The following is a 15,568-nucleotide window of genomic DNA, read 5'->3' as shown; positions in this document are numbered from 1 at the left end:
CTTTCCCTGTTCCGGCATCATGGGCCGGGCCTCAAAATTGTAGGAACCCTACAAAAGCGTTTGGTTCTTTCGGCACTAATCTCGGTAAGTAGCAGCTCACCGTTGTGTAGATCCCACAGAAAGCTTCACGATGCAACAGACCAATCCGGCTCCGCACCCCACACCCGCCGGCACTCCGGCCCGGGCCCGCACGTCCTGGAATGCGACCGATCTGTCGCTGATCGCGGTGTTCGCAGCCGTTGTGGCGGCCAGTGCCATCCTACCCGCTATCCCGGTGGGCCAGGTGGGGGTGCCCATCACCCTGCAGACCCTGGCCATCATGGTGACTGGAATTGTGCTCGGTCCGTGGCGGGCCGGTGCCGCCCTGAGCCTGTATGTGGCCGTGGCCCTGGCCGGGCTGCCGATCTTCAGCCAGTTCCGCGGCGGCATCGGAGTCCTGTTCGGCCCTTCCGCCGGTTACATCATCGCCTTCCCGATCGCCGCGTTCGCAGTGGGTTTCCTCGCGCGCATCGTTTTCCGACGCTTTGACCGCTTCCGCTTCCTTGCCCTCTTTGCAGCCTGCACCGCCACCAGCCTCCTCATTACGCATCCGTTCGGCATTGTCGGCATGATGATCAACGCAAAGCTGGATCTCGCGGCTGCCGTAGCGGCCGACGTCGTCTTCCTTCCCGGGGACATCCTGAAAAATCTGGCAGCGGCCGCGATCGGACTCAGCGTCGTCAAGGCGTTCCCGCGGCTTCAGTCCCGTCCGGCACGCCGGTCCTGATCCGCATGATCCAGTTCGACGGCGCAGCCGTCCAGGCCGAGCATCCGGCAACACGGCAGATCCTTGCCCCGCTGGACCTGTTCCTGGGCGAGAAGCGCATCAGCATCATCGGGGCTAACGGTTCGGGCAAGTCGACCCTGCTCAAGCTGATCAACTCGCTGGTGCTGCCCACCTCGGGGCGCGTGTCAGTGAATGGCCTCGACACTGCGCGGCGCGGTTCCGCCGTGCGCCGCAGCGTGGGGTTCATGTTCACGGACCCGTTGTCCCAGCTCGTCATGCCCACCGGGCGTGAGGACGTCGAGCTTTCCCTGCGCCGACGCCACCGGCACCGGGGAGAACGGCGCGCGGCGGCGGAAAAGGTCCTGGAACGGTTCGGCCTCGCCCATCTGGCGGACCAAAGCGTCTACGATCTCTCCGGAGGTGAACGCCAGCTCCTCGCGCTGGCGGTGGTGCTGGCCTGCGACCCTGTGGTCCTGGTTGCCGATGAACCCACCACCCTCCTGGATCTCCGGAATGAAGCGCGGGTGCGCAGCCTTTTCCGCAGCCTCGACCAGCAGGTCATTTTCACGACCCACTCACTCGAGTTCGCCCGGGAGGCCGAGCGAACCCTGGTGGTGGACTCAGGCAGGATCGTCTTCGACGGCGCGCCCGCCGACGCGGTGGCCGCGTACCGGGAACTCAGCCTCCACGGGGCAGCCGCAGAGGGACGGCGGTGAGGGGACACGCCAGCCTCCTCGGCGCCTACGTTGAGCGGACGTCGGTGCTCCATGCTGCGCCGCTGTGGGCAAAGTTCATCCCGGTGGCGGTGCTCTCGGTCCTGGTGCTCACCCTGTGGTCGCCGTGGGTCACCCTCGGGGCTCTCGGCCTGGTGATCCTCGCCTACCTGGCCGGCGCCCGCCTGACCGTGCGGGAACTGGTCCGGCCGCTCGCCCGGATGTGGCCGCTGATCCTCATTCTCGGCGCTTTCCAGTGGTTCAACGCCGGCCCCCTGACCGCGTTCATCGTGGTGGGGAACATCGTGGTGTGTGTCCTTGCCGCCCTGCTGGTGACCCTCACAACCGAGAGCCAGCGGCTCCTCGACGGCTTGGTGCTGCTGGCCCACCCGCTGAAGCGGTTCGGTGCGGATCCTGAACGTTTCGGACTGACCGTCGCACTGATGCTCCGCAGCATTCCCTACCTGGTCGGTGCGGCAGAGGATTCCCGGGACGCCGCCAGGGCGCGCGGCCTGGAGCGCAGTCCGCGTGCGCTGATCCTTCCGGTCTTCATCGGTGCGGTGGCCTATGCCCAGCAGACGGGCGAGGCACTGGCGGCTCGCGGACTCGCCGACCCGGAACACGACGACGACGGCGCACTCCCCGGTGACGCGCCGGATGCCTTCCGGGGCTAATTGCCCGGCCGCAGTTGTCCGACAGGATCCTCCCGCAGGGGGAAGCGGGGAGCCGCTGCAGAACCGTCCAACCGGAGCGTCAGCCCTACCGGAGCGTCAGCGGCCGGAAGGCCGCGGCCGTACCCACGCCGCCCGCAGCGCTGACCGCCGCGACGGACCAGCCGACGCCGTCCGGCCTGCCGCCCGGGACTGATACGCGGCGGAGGAGGTTGGCCACGAGCATGGCGCCGGACGCTCCGTACGGGTGGCCGTAGGCCAATGCTCCGCCGTGCAGGTTGAGCTTCTCGGGAGCGATGCCGATGAGCTGGGCAGAGGCGAGAACCTGTGCGGCGAACGCCTCGTTGTATTCCCAGCCGGTGATGTTGCCGGGGCTCAGCTGCAGCCCTCCGAGGAGTTTCCCCACCGCATGCGCCCCGGCGATGCCGAACAGTGCGGGCTCGCTGCCCGCGCTGGCTGAACCGTGGAACTCCAGAACCCGGGTGAAGCCCGCAGCGGCGGCCCTTTCAGTACTGGTGACGAGGGCCACCACCGCGCCGTCCGCGTCGGCGCAGGAGTTGCCCGCCGTGACGGTTCCATCTGCGCGGAAGGCCGGCGGGAAACGGCCGAGCAGTTGGGCTGACATGCCGCGGCGCCCGGTCTGGTCCGTTCCGTATCCGTTCACGGGAACTATCTCCGCTGCCATCAGCCCCCGTGCGGCCGCCGTGCGGCTGTGGCTGCGCAGGGCAAACGCGTCCTGCTCCGGGCGCCCGATACCGAAGGCGGCGGCAACATTTTCAGCCGCCTCACCGGCGTCGGGATCGCCGTGCGAGTCCGGAGCGAACCTCGCGCGCGTATAGAAGTCCGGGGCATCCGGCACGGAGGTCAACCGGTGTGCCCGCAGCGGTGCCGTGCTGCAGCTCTCCGCTCCCCCGGCCAGATACCAGGAGCCGGCCCCCGACTCCACCAGCCGGCAGGCATGCACGATGGCGTCCAGGCCTGAGGCGCACTGCCGGTCGAGGGTGATGCCGGTCACCGTTGCCGGGAGGCCCGCAGTGAGTGCGGCCAGCCGTGCGACATTCCCTCCGCCCCCGGCGGCGTTGCCGATGATGACGTCATCAATCTCCCCGGCCGGCAGCTCCGCATCCCGCAGGACGGCGGCCAGCACACCCGCAAGGAGATCGTGGACCTCAACCGTTGCGAAGGCGCCACGCAGGCGGCCGAACGGGGTACGCCGGCAGAGCACCACCGCCGGCCGCCTGCCGGGCGGACGTTCATCGGGCGGGAAGTTCATGCACCTCACCTCCCGTGCGCACCATCGCCTCCAGAGCCGCGCGGTCGGGCTTCCCGGCCGGTGTCAGCGGCAGGCGCACTGTGCGGTACATCCGGCGCGGAACCTTCGGCGGAGGCAGCTGTTTCTTCAGGAACGAGCGGAGCCGGGGCACATCAAGGTCGGTTCCCGGCGGGGTTTCGATGACAGCAGCGAGCGTGGCGCCCCGCCGTGGATCGGGGATACCCACCACGACGGACGCCGGGTAGCCCGCTCCCGCCAGAACGGCTTCCACCTCGGACGGATAGACGTTGGTGCCGGCCACCACCACCATGTCTCCATGCCTGCCCGTCAGGTGCAGGGCGTCGTCGTCGTCGATCCAGCCCGTGTCCTGAACGGTGACCCAATCCCCGTGCCGCTGGAAGGAGCGGCCGTCGTCGCCGAGCAGATAACCCTCGATCGCGGTGTCCGTGCGTACGTGGATTGTCCCTTCCTCACCGGGCCCAGCTGTCCTGCCATCCGCGTGCACCCGGATCTGAACCCCGGCAAAGGGGTGCCCGACGTCGCTCCCGGCAGAGCCGTCGACCCGCCGGACCGTCACGATGCTGAGCTCCGATGCGCCGTAGTACTCGAAGACGCGGGCAGCCGGTGCGGCCCGCAGCACCATGCCGGCTTCCGCCGCTGACAGCCGGGAACCTCCGGAGACTACCGTGCGCAGGTGCGGCAGGGCGGTCTCGGCGCGTTCCAGCGCAAGGCGCAGGGCGGACGGCACGCCGACGAGGTGTTCGATGTGTCCGGACCGGAGAATCTCCAAGAACGCGGCCCGCCCCGCAACAGCTTCCGGAGCGGGTGCGTAAAACGTGGCGCCGGCGTAGAGGCATTCGGCCAGCGCGTAGAGGCTCAGGCTTGCTGCCAGCGGTCCGGGTGCGAAGACGCGCAGGCCCGGCGTGACCCCGAACCAGTCGACGCTGCGCTCCAGCGAGCGTGACCAGGAGCCGACGGTACGGACAAAGCCCTTCGGCATGCCCGATGTCCCGGAGGTGAAGCCGCAGTAGAAACGCGCGTCGGGCGGAGGGTCCGCGAGCTGGGATGGACGGGAAGCCTCCGGGCAGAGCTCCCCCGCGAGAACGGCATCAGGCCCGAGACCCTCGAGGACCTCGGCCAGCTGCGCCGCGGGCCAGACGGGGTCCAGCACGGCCGCGCAGCGGCCCTGGCCTACCACCGCGGTGAACGCGACTGCGAAATCCACGGGGTCCTCGAACTGCATGGCGATCATGCCGCCTGCGGGCAGTTCACTGCGGGATGCCCGGGCAGCCAGCTCACCGTAGGTCAGTTCCCGGTCACCGACGACGACGGCGGCACGCTCCGGTGATGTGCGTGCCCAGTGGAGCAGGCGGTTGATGAAGGGCATGGGCCAGGGAAGCTCCCTCTTATCGCGGTACCCCTCACGCTAGTACATTGGTGCGCAGAATCGGCACCTGCGAAGGCGCCGGGGTTTGTCCCGGCGCGTACCGGACGGAGTACCCATGGCAGCTGAGGTGGAAATTGTTCAGGGCGACATCACCACCGAGGAGGTCGACGCCGTCGTCAATGCGGCCAATTCATCGCTGCTGGGCGGCGGCGGGGTGGACGGCGCCATCCATTCGGCTGCCGGGCCGGATCTTCTTGAGGCCTGCCGCGCCGTCCGGCGGGATTCGCTTCCGGACGGGCTGCCGGTGGGGCAGGCGGTTGCGACACCGGGTTTTCGGCTGCAGGCCCGGTGGGTGATCCATACGGTGGGACCGAACCGTCATGCCGGCCAGACGGACCCGGCGCTGCTGGAGTCCTGTTTCCGGCGCAGCCTGGCGCTCGCCGCGGACCTTGAAGCGGAGTCCGTCGCTTTTCCCGCCATCAGCGCGGGCATTTACGGCTGGGAGCCGGAAGAGGTGGCCCGGATCGCACTTCGGACCGTCTCGGATTACGACGGCCGCGTCCGGCTGGTCCGCTTCGTCCTGTTCTCCGACAGAATGGCTGAGATCTTCCGGCGGGCGCGCCCCTGAACCCGCACGCTGTTGAACGCGCGGCCGTTAAACGGCATCGGGTCAGCTGAGGCGACTTGATTTCGCGAGAAACCAGTCCCCTCAGCTGACCCGGGGTGCCGGACAGGCTGCTGCTAGATGTTGAACCCGAGGGCACGCATCTGGTCGCGGCCGTCCTCGGTGATGCGCTCGGGGCCCCACGGCGGCATCCATACCCAGTTGAGCCGCCAGTCATCGACGACTCCGTCAAGAGCCTGCCCGACCTGCTCCTCGATGACGTCGGTGAGCGGGCAGGCCGCGGTGGTGAGGGTCATATCGATCAGCAGGGCGCCGTCGTCGGCGTATTTCAGGCCGTACAGCAGGCCCAGGTCGACGATGTTCACGCCGAGCTCGGGATCGATGACGTCCTTCAGCGACTCTTCGACATCCTCAAGGGACGTCTGTGCTGCATTCACATCGCTCATGTGCAGGAGCCTTTCTCTTTCAGGATCCGGGAATCAGGCGCCGGCGGTTGCGGATCCGGGAACCAGGAAGCGGTCGTAGCCCTCTTCCTCGAGGCGGTCGGCGAGTTCGGGGCCACCCTCCTCGGCAATCCGTCCGTCGACGAATACGTGCACGAAATCGGGCTTGATGTACCGGAGGATGCGTGTGTAGTGGGTGATGAGCAGCGTGCCCATGTTGCCCTTGCCGTGCTCGCGGTTGACCCCTTCGGAGACAACCTTGAGCGCATCAACGTCGAGACCCGAGTCGGTCTCGTCCAGGATGGCGAAGCGCGGCTTGAACAGTTCCAGCTGGAGGATCTCCACGCGCTTCTTCTCACCGCCGGAGAACCCCTCGTTCACGTTGCGCTGTGCGAAGTCTGCGTCGATGCGCAGCTGCGTCATTGCCTCCTTGACGTCCTTGGTCCAGTGCCGGAGGCTCGGAGCCTTGCCGTCCAGTGCCGTCTTGGCGGTGCGCAGGAAGTTTGTCATGGTGACGCCGGGAACCTCGACCGGGTACTGCATGGCCAGGAAGAGGCCGGCCCGGGCGCGCTCGTCGACGCTCATCTCCAGAACGTCCTCGCCGTCCAGGGTGATGGAGCCGCTGTCAACGATGTATCGGGGATGCCCGGCGATGGTCGACGCGAGGGTCGACTTGCCGGATCCGTTGGGACCCATGATGGCGTGGGTCTCACCGGTGTTGATGGTCAGCGTGACGCCCTTGAGGATGGGGACGTTGCCCTGCTCAGTGTTGATGCTGACGTGCAGGTCCTTGATTTCAAGAGTGGACATCTGTGGTTCTCCTTTGCATCCTGCTCCAGCAGGATCGCTCAAATGTTCGAAAAGTTGGGGCTTCGGACTGGTTCAGCCGCGGTCGGGAACCGGCGCGGAGTTGGTCACCGTGGTGATGTCCACGTAGACCTCGTCGCCGACTATCTCGAGCGCGAACACCGGAACCGGTTCGTAGGCGGGAAGCTGGAGCGGCATGCCGCTGCGCAGATCGAACTGGGAACCGTGCCCCCAGCATTCGATCCTGCACCCCTCGACGTCACCCTCCGAGAGGGAAATGTCGGCGTGGGAGCAGGTATCCCCGATGGCGTGGATACCGCCGTCGGAGTCCTTCACGATCGCAACGGGATAGTCATCGATCAGGATCCGCAGAGCCTGCTTGACCTGGATGTCATTCACGTTGCAGACCAGCTCGCCCTGCGGCATGCCGTTCGGTGATGCTTCGCCCATCAGAGGTTTCCTGCGGCCAGCTCGCGCTCCACTGCTTCAGTGAGGCGCTCCTCCAGAACCGGAACCTTGATCTGCTGGATGACCTCGTTGAGGAATCCACGCACCACCAGCCGGCGAGCGGTCTTCTCGTCGATCCCGCGGGCCATCAGGTAGAACAGGTGCTCGTCATCGAAGCGGCCGGTAGCGCTGGCATGTCCGGCGCCTTCGATCTGTCCGGTTTCGATTTCGAGGTTGGGCACCGAGTCGGAGCGCGCTCCATCGGTGAGCACCAGGTTGCGGTTGACCTCGTAGGTGTCGGTGCCTTCGGCTTCCTTGCGGATCAGGACGTCGCCGACCCACACGGTATGCGCGCCCTGGCCCTGCAGCGCGCCCTTGTAGGTCACGCGGGACTTGCAGTTCGGAACGGCATGGTCAACGAGCAGCCGCTGCTCGAGATGCTGCCCGGCATCCGCGAAGTAGAGACCGTACATCTCCACCTCCGCGCCGGGGGCGGTGAAGAACGACGACGGCGTGAGACGCACGAGGTCGCCGCCGAGGCTGACCACAACATGCTTGAAGCGCGCGTCGCGGCCGATCTTTGCCTGCTGGGAGGAGACGTGAACGGCGTCGTCGTCCCATTCCTGGACGCTGACGACGGTGAGTTCAGCGCCGTCGCCAACCAGGATCTCGACGTTCTGTGACAGCACGGCGCTGCCCTGGTGGTCAAGAACCACCACTGCCCGAGAGAACCGGCGCGCGTCGATGATGATGTGCTGCGCCGCTGCGGCGCTGTCGGTGCCGCGCACGCTGACGGTCACTTCGCAGTCAGCGACCGTCTCTTCAGGAATGGTGATGACGGTGGCGGCGGTCACTGCTTCCCAGGCCGCGGCCGACACCCTGTCCTCGGGGACAGCGGCGCAACCGAAGCGGGCATCGTCCCGGCCGACAGTCTCAACCTGGATATTGGATGCGCCGGTCACCGTGACCGCCGGGGCCTGACCGGACAACGGCTCGCTGTGCAATCCGCGGAGACGCTTGAGCGGAGTGAACCGCCAGTCCTCCTCGCGGCCGGTCAGCGGGGCGAAATCGGCCAGACGGTAGGACTTGAGGCGCTCGCCGCGCGAGGCCTCCGGCACCACAGGCTCATCGCCGTGGCTGTGCCGCCGTGCACCGTGCTGTTCCGTTCCGGTGTTCAGCGGGGAAAGGTTTTCGCCCTCCTCGGTGAAACCGTCAATGGCTACCTTCTCCTCATCGGAGGGCGCTCCGACGCGAGCCTTTTCGTCGGTCAGTCCGGGGCTCAATTGTGAAGTTTCGGCCATCAGCCTACGGCTCCTTCCATCTGGAGTTCGATCAAGCGGTTGAGTTCGAGGGCATACTCCATTGGGAGCTCCCGGGCGATCGGCTCGATGAATCCGCGGACGATCATCGCCATCGCCTCATCCTCGGGCATGCCGCGGGACATCAGGTAGAACAGCTGTTCCTCACTGACGCGGGAGACCGTAGCCTCGTGGCCCATGGTCACGTCATCTTCACGGATGTCCACGTACGGGTACGTGTCCGAACGGGAGATCGAATCGACAAGAAGGGCGTCGCAGCGGACCGTGTTCGCCGAGTGCGAGGCGCCTTCGCGGATTTGGACGAGCCCCCGGTACGCCGCGCGTCCGCCGCCGCGGGCAACCGACTTGGAGATGATCGAGGACTTGGTGTTCGGTGCGATGTGCACCATCTTGGAACCGGTGTCCTGGTGCTGGCCTTCACCCGCAAAGGCGATCGACAGGGTCTCGCCCTTGGCATGCTCGCCGACCAGGTAGACAGCCGGGTACTTCATGGTGACCTTGGAACCGATGTTGCCGTCGATCCACTCCATGGTGGCGCCCTCGTGTGCGATGGCGCGCTTGGTCACCAGGTTGTACACGTTGTTGGACCAGTTCTGGATGGTCGTGTAGCGGACGCGGGCACCCTTTTTGGCGATGATTTCGACGACGGCGGAGTGCAGGGAGTCCGACGTGTAGATCGGGGCGGTGCAGCCCTCGATGTAGTGCACGTAGGAGTCCTCGTCGGCGATGATCAGCGTGCGCTCAAACTGGCCCATGTTCTCGGTGTTGATCCGGAAGTACGCCTGCAGCGGGATCTCCACGTGTACTCCCGGGGGGACATACACGAACGATCCGCCGGACCACACCGCGGTGTTCAGCGACGCGAACTTGTTGTCTCCGACCGGAATGACCGATCCGAAGTACTCCTCGAAGAACTCCGGGTGCTCGCGCAGTGCCGTATCGGTGTCCATGAAGATGACACCCTGGCGCTCGAGTTCCTCGTTGATCTGGTGATAGACAACCTCGGACTCGTACTGCGCTGCGACGCCCGAGACGAGGCGGTTGCGCTCAGCTTCGGGGATACCGAGCTTCTCGTAGGTGTTCTTGATGTCCTCGGGAAGTTCTTCCCAGCTGCCCGCCTGCTTCTCGGTGGACCGGACGAAGTACTTGATGTTGTCGAAGTCGATCCCCGAGAGGTCCGCACCCCAGGTCGGCATGGGCTTGCGGTCAAAGTACTTCAGGCCCTTGAGCCGCATATCGAGCATCCACTGGGGCTCGCTCTTCTTTGAGGAAATGTCGCGGACAACTTCCTCGTCGAGACCACGCTTGGCGTTGGCGCCGACATCATTCTTGTCGGACCAGCCGTACTCGTAGGTGCCGATACCGTGGAGTTCGGGGTTCCTCTCGAGGATGTCGCTGATCACTGAAGCGGGCACGGCGTCGGGAACCAATGCCTTCTGATCTGTCTGATCCGTCATCACGGCCTTCCTTGCTGATGGTTGGAGACGAAAGTTGCGTACGTTTGCGGAGCCGGGGGGACGGCGTCCGTGTTTGGAGCGGCTTCGGGTGCTGCGCGCGCCACCCTGCCGATCGGTATATGGGTGGTGCACACGTGCCCGCCGCTTGCCAGGGTGGAGAGCCTGCGCACGTCCACGCCGAGCAGCCTGGCGAAAACCCCGGTCTCCTGCTCACAGAAATCCGGAAATTCCGCTGCGAGTTCCTGGATGGGGCAGTGTCCCTGGCAGAGCTGCACGCTCAGCATTGCTGCATTGGGTGCGTTGCGGCCGATCTCCCTGGTGGAACCGACAAAGCCGTCAAGGCTCAGCGCTTCGGCCAGTGCCGCTGCCCGGTCCTCCAGCCGCTCGCCCGCGGACTCGATGATGGGGCGGTACCGCTCCTCCATGTCGGCGAACCTGCCCGCTGCAAACTGGCGGACGGCGTCGGGCCCTGCCACTTCGCGCAGCTGCCCCAGGGCGGCCTGGGCAATGTGGAGGTAGTCGTTGCCGAGGCGCGTCTGTCCGCGCTGGCTGAGTACATAACGCCGGGCCGGGCGTCCGGCTCCGGGAGACGGGCTGCCGATGCCCTTGACTTCAATCAGTCCGTCACGGGACAGGGCGTCGAGGTGACGCCGGACAGCCGCGGGCGTATAGCCGAGCAGATCTCCCAGTTCAGCGGCACTCACGGGCCCGTGTTCCAGCACGGCGGCGAGCACCTTGTCTCTGGTCCGCTCGTCGACTACGCGTGGATACTCGGCGTCGTCGGTCCCCTCGTAGGGGGTGTGCGCCCTGGTCTGCCCGGGCGCAACGGGATGGGACATCGCGGGGCCTCCTTCAGGGTACGCGGGGAACCGGCCGCAAAGTGGACGGCCAATTAAGACAACATAACCGTGACTTAATCTATTCCACATTGCCTGCCGCTTCCAGTAAGGCGAGGCTACCCATCGGGTGCCCGGCGGGCAGGCACAACGGGCTACTACCTAGCGTAGAATTATTCGGTGCCTTCCTCCTCCCCTGCCGTCGAAGTGTGCGGGCTCGTCAAGGACTTCGGGCCCGTGTCCTCGCTGGACGGAAAAATGGTCCGGGTGCTCGACGGCGTGAGTCTGCGGGCGGAGACCGGCCGCGTCACCGCGCTGCTGGGAGCCAACGGAGCGGGCAAAACCACTACTCTGGAGTGCGCCCAGGGCCTGCAGAAGCCCAGCGGCGGCAGCGTCCGCCTGCTCGGGCAGGATCCCTGGCGCGCAGGCGCCGCACTGCGCAGCCGCGTGGGCATCATGCTGCAGGAAGGCGGCCTGCCCCCGGCGGTTCGTCCCCTTGCCCTCCTGCAGCATGTCGCAGGCATGTACGCAGCGCCCCGGGACGTGCCCGGTCTTGCGGACCGGCTGGGCCTCAATTCCTTTGCCAGGACCCCGGTACGGCGGCTCTCGGGAGGCCAGAAGCAGCGGCTGGCGCTCGCCTGCGCCCTCGTGGGAAACCCCGAGGTGCTTTTCCTGGACGAGCCCAGTGCGGGGCTCGATCCGCAGTCCCGGAACATCGTGTTCGAGCTGATCAACGAGCTTCGCGCGGAAGGCCTGGCGATCGTCCTGACCACGCACCTGCTCGATGACGCCCAGAAACTCGCTGACTACGTCTACATCATCGACCACGGCCGGCTGGTCCGGCACGGGACAGTCCCGGACCTCACCAGGCATGCTGCCGACGCAGTACGTGAACTGCATTTTGAGGCTGCCGAGCATCTGCGGCTCCCCTCTGCACGCCTGCCCCACCTCACAATCACGGAACCGACCCCCGGCCGGTACCGGGTGAGCGGACCGCTGACGCCGGAAGACCTGGCTGTCCTCGCGGCCTGGTGGGCCGAGGAGCGCATCCTGCCGGCCTCGATCGCTCTGACGTCGCGTTCGCTGGAGGACGTCTTCCTCGACATTTCCGGACGGAACATCCGATGAGCGCAGCCGCCTTGCCCGTGCGCGTCCTCCAGCACGGCCGGTACGAGACCCTCGCGATGCTCCGCAACGGCGAACAGCTTGTCCTCGCGATTGTGCTGCCGCTGCTGGCCCTGAGCGCCATTGCCTTCACTCCCTTCTTCGACGCCTTCGGCGGCCCCCGGCTTGAGACAGGCACACCGGGAGTTATTGCCCTGTGCGTGCTGTCCACGGCCTTCACGGGGCAGGGCATCGCAACCGGCTTCGACCGCCGTTATGGTGTACTCCGCTTCCTCTCCACCACGCCTCTCGGGCGCAGCGGTCTGATTCTGGGCAAGATCCTCGCGGTGGGCGCCGTGCTCTCCCTCCAGCTCGCAGTCATCGGCACGACGGCGGTCCTGCTTGGGTGGCAGCCCCCTCCCGGCGGAATACTTCCCGCACTCGCCATGCTGATTCCCGGGATCGCGGCCTTCACGGCGCTGGGACTGCTGATCGCAGGCACCCTCAGGCCGGAAGCCACGCTCGCGGTCACAAACCTCGTGTGGGTGCTGCTTGCCGCCGTCGGCGGCACCATCATTCCCGGGGACAGACTCCCCGAAGCAATCCAGCCCGTGGTCGCACTGCTGCCGTCGGCAGCCCTCGGGGACGGGCTGCGCGCTGCCCTCGCATCCGGCACCTTCGATCTGTCCTCATTCGCGCTGCTGTGCGGCTGGGCCGCCGTCGCGTCAGTGGCCGCCGTCCGCTGGTTCAAATGGAGTTAGGAACATGACTCAACTCTCCCCCGCCCGCTTCGCTGCGCGGCTGCCCCGGACGGTCACACCGCTGGTCCGCGGCCTGGCGCTCGCCTCCCTGGTCTCCCAGATCCTCATCGTGGTCACCGGAGGCGCCGTGCGGCTCACGGCGTCCGGGCTAGGGTGCCCCGAATGGCCCCGCTGCACGGCCGAATCCATGGTCGCAACCCCCGAGATGGGCATGCACGGTGTCATCGAGTTCGGTAACCGCCTGCTGACGTTCGTCCTCACCGCGATTGCGATCGCCATGCTCGTCTCGCTCTGGAATATGCGCAGGACCCGTCGCGATCTGTTCATTCCCGCCGTCGTGCTGCTGGCGGGGATCCCGGCGCAGGCTGTGGTGGGAGGAATCACCGTCCTGACCCAGCTCAACCCGTGGGTTGTCGGCTGGCATTTCATCATCTCGATGATTCTCATAGTGGTGGCAACCGTCCTGGTGAACCGGGCCCGGCTCACCGATGCGGAAACCGGGGTGGACACCGAACCCCGCGCGGCACCCCTGCTGCGTCAACTGTTGGTCGCCGCAGCGGGCCTGGTGGCAGCCGCGGTGCTTCTTGGAGTGGTGGTCACGGGGTCCGGGCCGCACGCCGGGGACTCGGGAGCCGCACGGAACAACCTCAACCCGGACCTGATGACCCGGATCCATGCCGCGCCGGTGTACCTGCTGGTGCTGACGGTGGTGCTGCTGGTCGTGGCTGCCTACCGGCTCCGCGTTGCGCCGCGGCTGCGCGGTGCGCTGGTGCTGCTGGCCGTCGTCGTGCTCGCCCAGGGCGCCGTGGGCTATCTGCAGCACTTCCTCCACCTGCCGGTGGCCCTGGTCGCGCTGCACATGCTGGGGGCGTCCCTGCTGACCGCCGCGACGGCACATGCGGTCTACGTGGGTTTCACCCGGCGGCGGGCGGACCAGGCCTAGCCTGCCGGAAGCGGGTCAGCGCAGAACGCCGTCCTCGACGTCGTCGAACGCTTCCGCGAGCCGGGCGAGGTCGCGCTGTTCACTGCCTGCGATCGGTAGCAGCGGATGGCGCGGATCGCCTGCATCAATCCCGCAGGCCCGGCCCAGGGCGTGCAGACCGCTGAGCTTCCGAAGCCGGTGCACGGCCTGCACCACCGGAACCAGCCGGGAGCGTTCGGCCGAGATCCGGGCGGCGTCGCCGTCGAGCACTGCGGCCCGGAAGGCCAGGTAACTGGCAGGCAGGAGCGCGGCGAGTCCGGTGTGCCAGGCATCAGCGGCAACCTCACCGGTCGCAAGCAGCGGGTCGGAACTCGCGCCGTGGCTGATCGGCCGGTCGAGTACCTCCCGCAGGCGGGCGGCGCGTTCGGCGAACTCCGCCGGGGTTGCAGCGGTGTCCTTGAACGCCACCAGGGTGGGCACATGTGCCATGCGGGCCACGAGGTCGACGTCGATCGAGAACTGGGTGGTCGACGGATTGTTGTAGAGGCAGATCGGCAGCGTGGTTGCCGCGGCAACCTCCTCCACCAGGACAATGAGCTCATCGTCGGTAAGCGGCAGGTAGGACACCGGGGACAGAACCACGCCGTCCGCCCCAACCTGTTCGGCGGCACGCGCTCCGGCCACCACTTCCCGCGTTGCCACGGCGCTGATTCCGGCCGCTACCGGCACACGGCCGCCGGCGGCCTCCACTGCGTCGGCGAGAACCTGCCTGCGTTCATCCGCATCAAGGTAGGCGAAGCTGCCCGAGGACCCCAGCACCGTGATGGAGTCGATCCCCGACAGCGCGAGGCGGTCGACCAGGAGCTTGAGCTCAGCGGAATTCACCCCGCCGTCTGCGTGGAAGGGTGTCAGAGGGTACGCAACTACTCCAGTGAAGACCATGCCACCATCCTAGGTGGACCGGGCTCCTGCTAGACGGCGAAGATCGCCTGACCGACAAACGGGTCGATAGCCAGCGCCAGGAACAGCACCGTCAGGTAGCTGATGGAGCCGTGAAAGACCTTCATGGCGCCCTTGCCGGTCGCCGTGCCCGCCCGGGCCGCTGCGTGCAGTTTGTGGGACTCGAGGAGGAACCATCCTCCACTCAGCAGCGCAGCAATGGTGTAGACCCAGCCTGCACCGCCGACCGGGACAAGGAGGAGCGAGCAGATCACGGTGGCCCACGCGTACAGAACCACCTGGACGGATACGATGCCGGCTCCGGCAATGGCACCGAGCATCGGCACGTTGGCCGCGTTGTAGTCATCGCTGTACTTCATGGACAACGGCCAGTAGTGCGGCGGAGTCCAGAGGAAAATCACGAGGAAGAGCACGATAGCCGGCCATTCGACCGTTTCGGTCACCGCGGCCCAGGCGATGAGTACCGGCATGCAGCCGGCGGCGCCGCCCCACACAATGTTCTGCGCCGTACGGCGCTTCAGAATGAGTGTGTAGACGACAACATAGAAGAAGATGGCCGCCACTCCCAGCCAGGCGGCAAGCGGGTTGGCGCCCAGCCACAGGATTGCGACCGCCGCAACGCCCAGTGCCCACGAGAAAATCAGAGCCTCGCGGGGTGTCACCTCACCGGTCACCAGCGGGCGGTTGAGCGTGCGGTTCATGACCCGGTCGATGTCACGATCGAGGTAGCAATTGAAAGCTCCCGCGCTGCCGGCGGCGAACGCGCCGCCGATCATGGTGGCAAGAACCAGGCCCAGCGGCGGAAAGCCTCCCTGCGCGAAAATCATGGTGGGCAGGGTGGTCACCAGCAGCAGCTCAATCACGCGGGGTTTGGTCAGAGCCAGATAGGCCCGCAGCTTGCGGGAAACGGCGCCGCCGGTCCGGGGCACGCTGGTAGCCACTGCCGCCTGGTCGAAATTCACGTGAGGATGCTCTGCTTCTGAAGTGGGGGCTGAAATCCTTAGCCATCATACCCGCTCGATCCTCCTTTTTTACAGCTCGTAGAAAGTCCGCGGCCTGCGCTCCATCCCGTCAGGA

The 15,568-nt window shown here is 66.6% G+C and carries 17 protein-coding genes; 7 read left to right on the top strand and 10 right to left on the bottom strand.

The features are described 5' to 3' along the window. The first annotated feature begins 130 nt into the window (after positions 1-130). The 3 genes from BLS52_RS04015 to BLS52_RS04005 are packed head-to-tail and all read left to right on the top strand — an operon-like array spanning position 131 to position 2,153. Positions 131-766 carry a biotin transporter BioY gene (locus tag BLS52_RS04015; RefSeq protein ID WP_026543621.1) on the top strand — a complete coding sequence of 212 codons (636 nt, stop codon included), beginning with the start codon at positions 131-133 and terminating at the stop codon, positions 764-766. Positions 767-771: 5 nt separating this feature from the next. Beyond that, positions 772-1,482: an energy-coupling factor ABC transporter ATP-binding protein gene (locus tag BLS52_RS04010; protein WP_090584619.1), complete on the top strand. Its 711-nt coding sequence runs from the start codon at positions 772-774 to the stop codon at positions 1,480-1,482. Beyond that, positions 1,479-2,153, top strand: a complete 675-nt coding sequence (locus BLS52_RS04005; protein ID WP_090584617.1) for an energy-coupling factor transporter transmembrane component T family protein — start codon at positions 1,479-1,481, stop codon at positions 2,151-2,153. The genes BLS52_RS04010 and BLS52_RS04005 overlap by 4 nt, the downstream gene beginning before the upstream one ends. 85 nt (positions 2,154-2,238) lie before the next feature. Here the strand turns inward: BLS52_RS04005 and BLS52_RS04000 are convergent, their stop codons facing one another. Next, positions 2,239-3,423, bottom strand: coding sequence for a thiolase family protein (locus BLS52_RS04000; protein ID WP_090584615.1), 1,185 nt, complete (start codon positions 3,421-3,423; stop codon positions 2,239-2,241). Beyond that, positions 3,404-4,810 (bottom strand): class I adenylate-forming enzyme family protein, encoded by a 1,407-nt coding sequence (locus BLS52_RS03995; protein WP_090584614.1) that lies wholly within the window; start codon positions 4,808-4,810, stop codon positions 3,404-3,406. The genes BLS52_RS04000 and BLS52_RS03995 overlap by 20 nt, the downstream gene beginning before the upstream one ends. Positions 4,811-4,925: 115 nt before the next feature. Here BLS52_RS03995 and BLS52_RS03990 point away from each other — a divergent pair, with 115 nt between their 5' ends. Beyond that, positions 4,926-5,438: an O-acetyl-ADP-ribose deacetylase gene (locus tag BLS52_RS03990; protein ID WP_090584612.1), complete on the top strand. Its 513-nt coding sequence runs from the start codon at positions 4,926-4,928 to the stop codon at positions 5,436-5,438. 113 nt (positions 5,439-5,551) lie between these two features. On the opposite strand, the gene BLS52_RS03985 is transcribed toward BLS52_RS03990, so the two are convergent. The 6 genes from BLS52_RS03985 to BLS52_RS03960 all read right to left on the bottom strand — a co-directional run bounded on the left by BLS52_RS03985 (position 5,552) and on the right by BLS52_RS03960 (position 10,747). Continuing rightward, positions 5,552-5,881 carry a metal-sulfur cluster assembly factor gene (locus tag BLS52_RS03985; RefSeq protein WP_026543625.1) on the bottom strand — a complete coding sequence of 110 codons (330 nt, stop codon included), beginning with the start codon at positions 5,879-5,881 and terminating at the stop codon, positions 5,552-5,554. Between the two features lie 33 nt (positions 5,882-5,914). Continuing rightward, complete coding sequence (gene sufC, locus BLS52_RS03980) at positions 5,915-6,688, bottom strand: Fe-S cluster assembly ATPase SufC (RefSeq protein WP_026543626.1); 774 nt, start codon at positions 6,686-6,688, stop codon at positions 5,915-5,917. Between the two features lie 72 nt (positions 6,689-6,760). Beyond that, on the bottom strand, positions 6,761-7,135 hold the full coding sequence (locus BLS52_RS03975) for a non-heme iron oxygenase ferredoxin subunit (RefSeq protein WP_026543627.1): 375 nt from the start codon (positions 7,133-7,135) through the stop codon (positions 6,761-6,763). After that, on the bottom strand, positions 7,135-8,433 hold the full coding sequence (gene sufD / locus BLS52_RS03970; RefSeq protein ID WP_090584610.1) for a Fe-S cluster assembly protein SufD: 1,299 nt from the start codon (positions 8,431-8,433) through the stop codon (positions 7,135-7,137). The genes BLS52_RS03975 and sufD overlap by 1 nt, the downstream gene beginning before the upstream one ends. Continuing rightward, the gene (gene sufB / locus BLS52_RS03965) at positions 8,433-9,908 is read right to left on the bottom strand and encodes a Fe-S cluster assembly protein SufB (protein ID WP_026543629.1); all 1,476 of its coding nucleotides are present in this window, start codon (positions 9,906-9,908) and stop codon (positions 8,433-8,435) included. The genes sufD and sufB overlap by 1 nt, the downstream gene beginning before the upstream one ends. After that, positions 9,908-10,747 carry a helix-turn-helix transcriptional regulator gene (locus BLS52_RS03960; protein ID WP_090584608.1) on the bottom strand — a complete coding sequence of 280 codons (840 nt, stop codon included), beginning with the start codon at positions 10,745-10,747 and terminating at the stop codon, positions 9,908-9,910. The genes sufB and BLS52_RS03960 overlap by 1 nt, the downstream gene beginning before the upstream one ends. 177 nt (positions 10,748-10,924) lie before the next feature. Between BLS52_RS03960 and BLS52_RS03955 the strand changes: the two genes are divergently transcribed. Genes BLS52_RS03955 through BLS52_RS03945 form a run of 3 tightly spaced genes read left to right on the top strand, consistent with a single transcriptional unit; the run spans position 10,925 to position 13,552 of the window. Then, positions 10,925-11,872 carry an ABC transporter ATP-binding protein gene (locus tag BLS52_RS03955; protein ID WP_026543630.1) on the top strand — a complete coding sequence of 316 codons (948 nt, stop codon included), beginning with the start codon at positions 10,925-10,927 and terminating at the stop codon, positions 11,870-11,872. Further along, positions 11,869-12,609, top strand: a complete 741-nt coding sequence (locus tag BLS52_RS03950; RefSeq protein ID WP_026543631.1) for an ABC transporter permease — start codon at positions 11,869-11,871, stop codon at positions 12,607-12,609. Before BLS52_RS03955 ends, BLS52_RS03950 begins: the two co-directional genes overlap by 4 nt. A gap of 4 nt (positions 12,610-12,613) precedes the next feature. Continuing rightward, positions 12,614-13,552 carry a COX15/CtaA family protein gene (locus tag BLS52_RS03945; RefSeq protein ID WP_090584606.1) on the top strand — a complete coding sequence of 313 codons (939 nt, stop codon included), beginning with the start codon at positions 12,614-12,616 and terminating at the stop codon, positions 13,550-13,552. A 15-nt stretch (positions 13,553-13,567) separates the two neighbouring features. Here BLS52_RS03945 and BLS52_RS03940 read toward each other — a convergent pair whose 3' ends face one another. Together BLS52_RS03940 and BLS52_RS03935 are read right to left on the bottom strand one after the other, a co-directional pair. Then, the gene (locus BLS52_RS03940) at positions 13,568-14,473 is read right to left on the bottom strand and encodes a dihydrodipicolinate synthase family protein (protein ID WP_090584604.1); all 906 of its coding nucleotides are present in this window, start codon (positions 14,471-14,473) and stop codon (positions 13,568-13,570) included. Positions 14,474-14,502: 29 nt separating this feature from the next. Beyond that, positions 14,503-15,453: a heme o synthase gene (locus BLS52_RS03935; RefSeq protein ID WP_051470323.1), complete on the bottom strand. Its 951-nt coding sequence runs from the start codon at positions 15,451-15,453 to the stop codon at positions 14,503-14,505. Positions 15,454-15,568 lie beyond the last annotated feature (115 nt).

Origin of the sequence: Arthrobacter subterraneus (assembly GCF_900099735.1) — a bacterium.
In the GTDB taxonomy this organism is placed as follows: Bacteria; Actinomycetota; Actinomycetes; order Actinomycetales; family Micrococcaceae; genus Arthrobacter_D; species Arthrobacter_D subterraneus.
Note: the sequence above shows the minus strand (reverse complement) of the source record. Positions and strands in the feature narration are given on the sequence as shown.

Coding starts and splice junctions, on each gene's coding strand:
- BLS52_RS04015 (WP_026543621.1), top strand. CDS start 131: ATGCAACAGACCAATCCGGCTCCGCACCCCACACCCGCCGGCACTCCG.
- BLS52_RS04010 (WP_090584619.1), top strand. CDS start 772: ATGATCCAGTTCGACGGCGCAGCCGTCCAGGCCGAGCATCCGGCAACA.
- BLS52_RS04000 (WP_090584615.1), bottom strand. CDS start 3,423: ATGAACTTCCCGCCCGATGAACGTCCGCCCGGCAGGCGGCCGGCGGTG.
- BLS52_RS03995 (WP_090584614.1), bottom strand. CDS start 4,810: ATGCCCTTCATCAACCGCCTGCTCCACTGGGCACGCACATCACCGGAG.
- BLS52_RS03990 (WP_090584612.1), top strand. CDS start 4,926: ATGGCAGCTGAGGTGGAAATTGTTCAGGGCGACATCACCACCGAGGAG.
- BLS52_RS03985 (WP_026543625.1), bottom strand. CDS start 5,881: ATGAGCGATGTGAATGCAGCACAGACGTCCCTTGAGGATGTCGAAGAG.
- sufC (WP_026543626.1), bottom strand. CDS start 6,688: ATGTCCACTCTTGAAATCAAGGACCTGCACGTCAGCATCAACACTGAG.
- BLS52_RS03975 (WP_026543627.1), bottom strand. CDS start 7,135: ATGGGCGAAGCATCACCGAACGGCATGCCGCAGGGCGAGCTGGTCTGC.
- sufD (WP_090584610.1), bottom strand. CDS start 8,433: ATGGCCGAAACTTCACAATTGAGCCCCGGACTGACCGACGAAAAGGCT.
- sufB (WP_026543629.1), bottom strand. CDS start 9,908: ATGACGGATCAGACAGATCAGAAGGCATTGGTTCCCGACGCCGTGCCC.
- BLS52_RS03960 (WP_090584608.1), bottom strand. CDS start 10,747: ATGTCCCATCCCGTTGCGCCCGGGCAGACCAGGGCGCACACCCCCTAC.
- BLS52_RS03950 (WP_026543631.1), top strand. CDS start 11,869: ATGAGCGCAGCCGCCTTGCCCGTGCGCGTCCTCCAGCACGGCCGGTAC.
- BLS52_RS03945 (WP_090584606.1), top strand. CDS start 12,614: ATGACTCAACTCTCCCCCGCCCGCTTCGCTGCGCGGCTGCCCCGGACG.
- BLS52_RS03940 (WP_090584604.1), bottom strand. CDS start 14,473: ATGGTCTTCACTGGAGTAGTTGCGTACCCTCTGACACCCTTCCACGCA.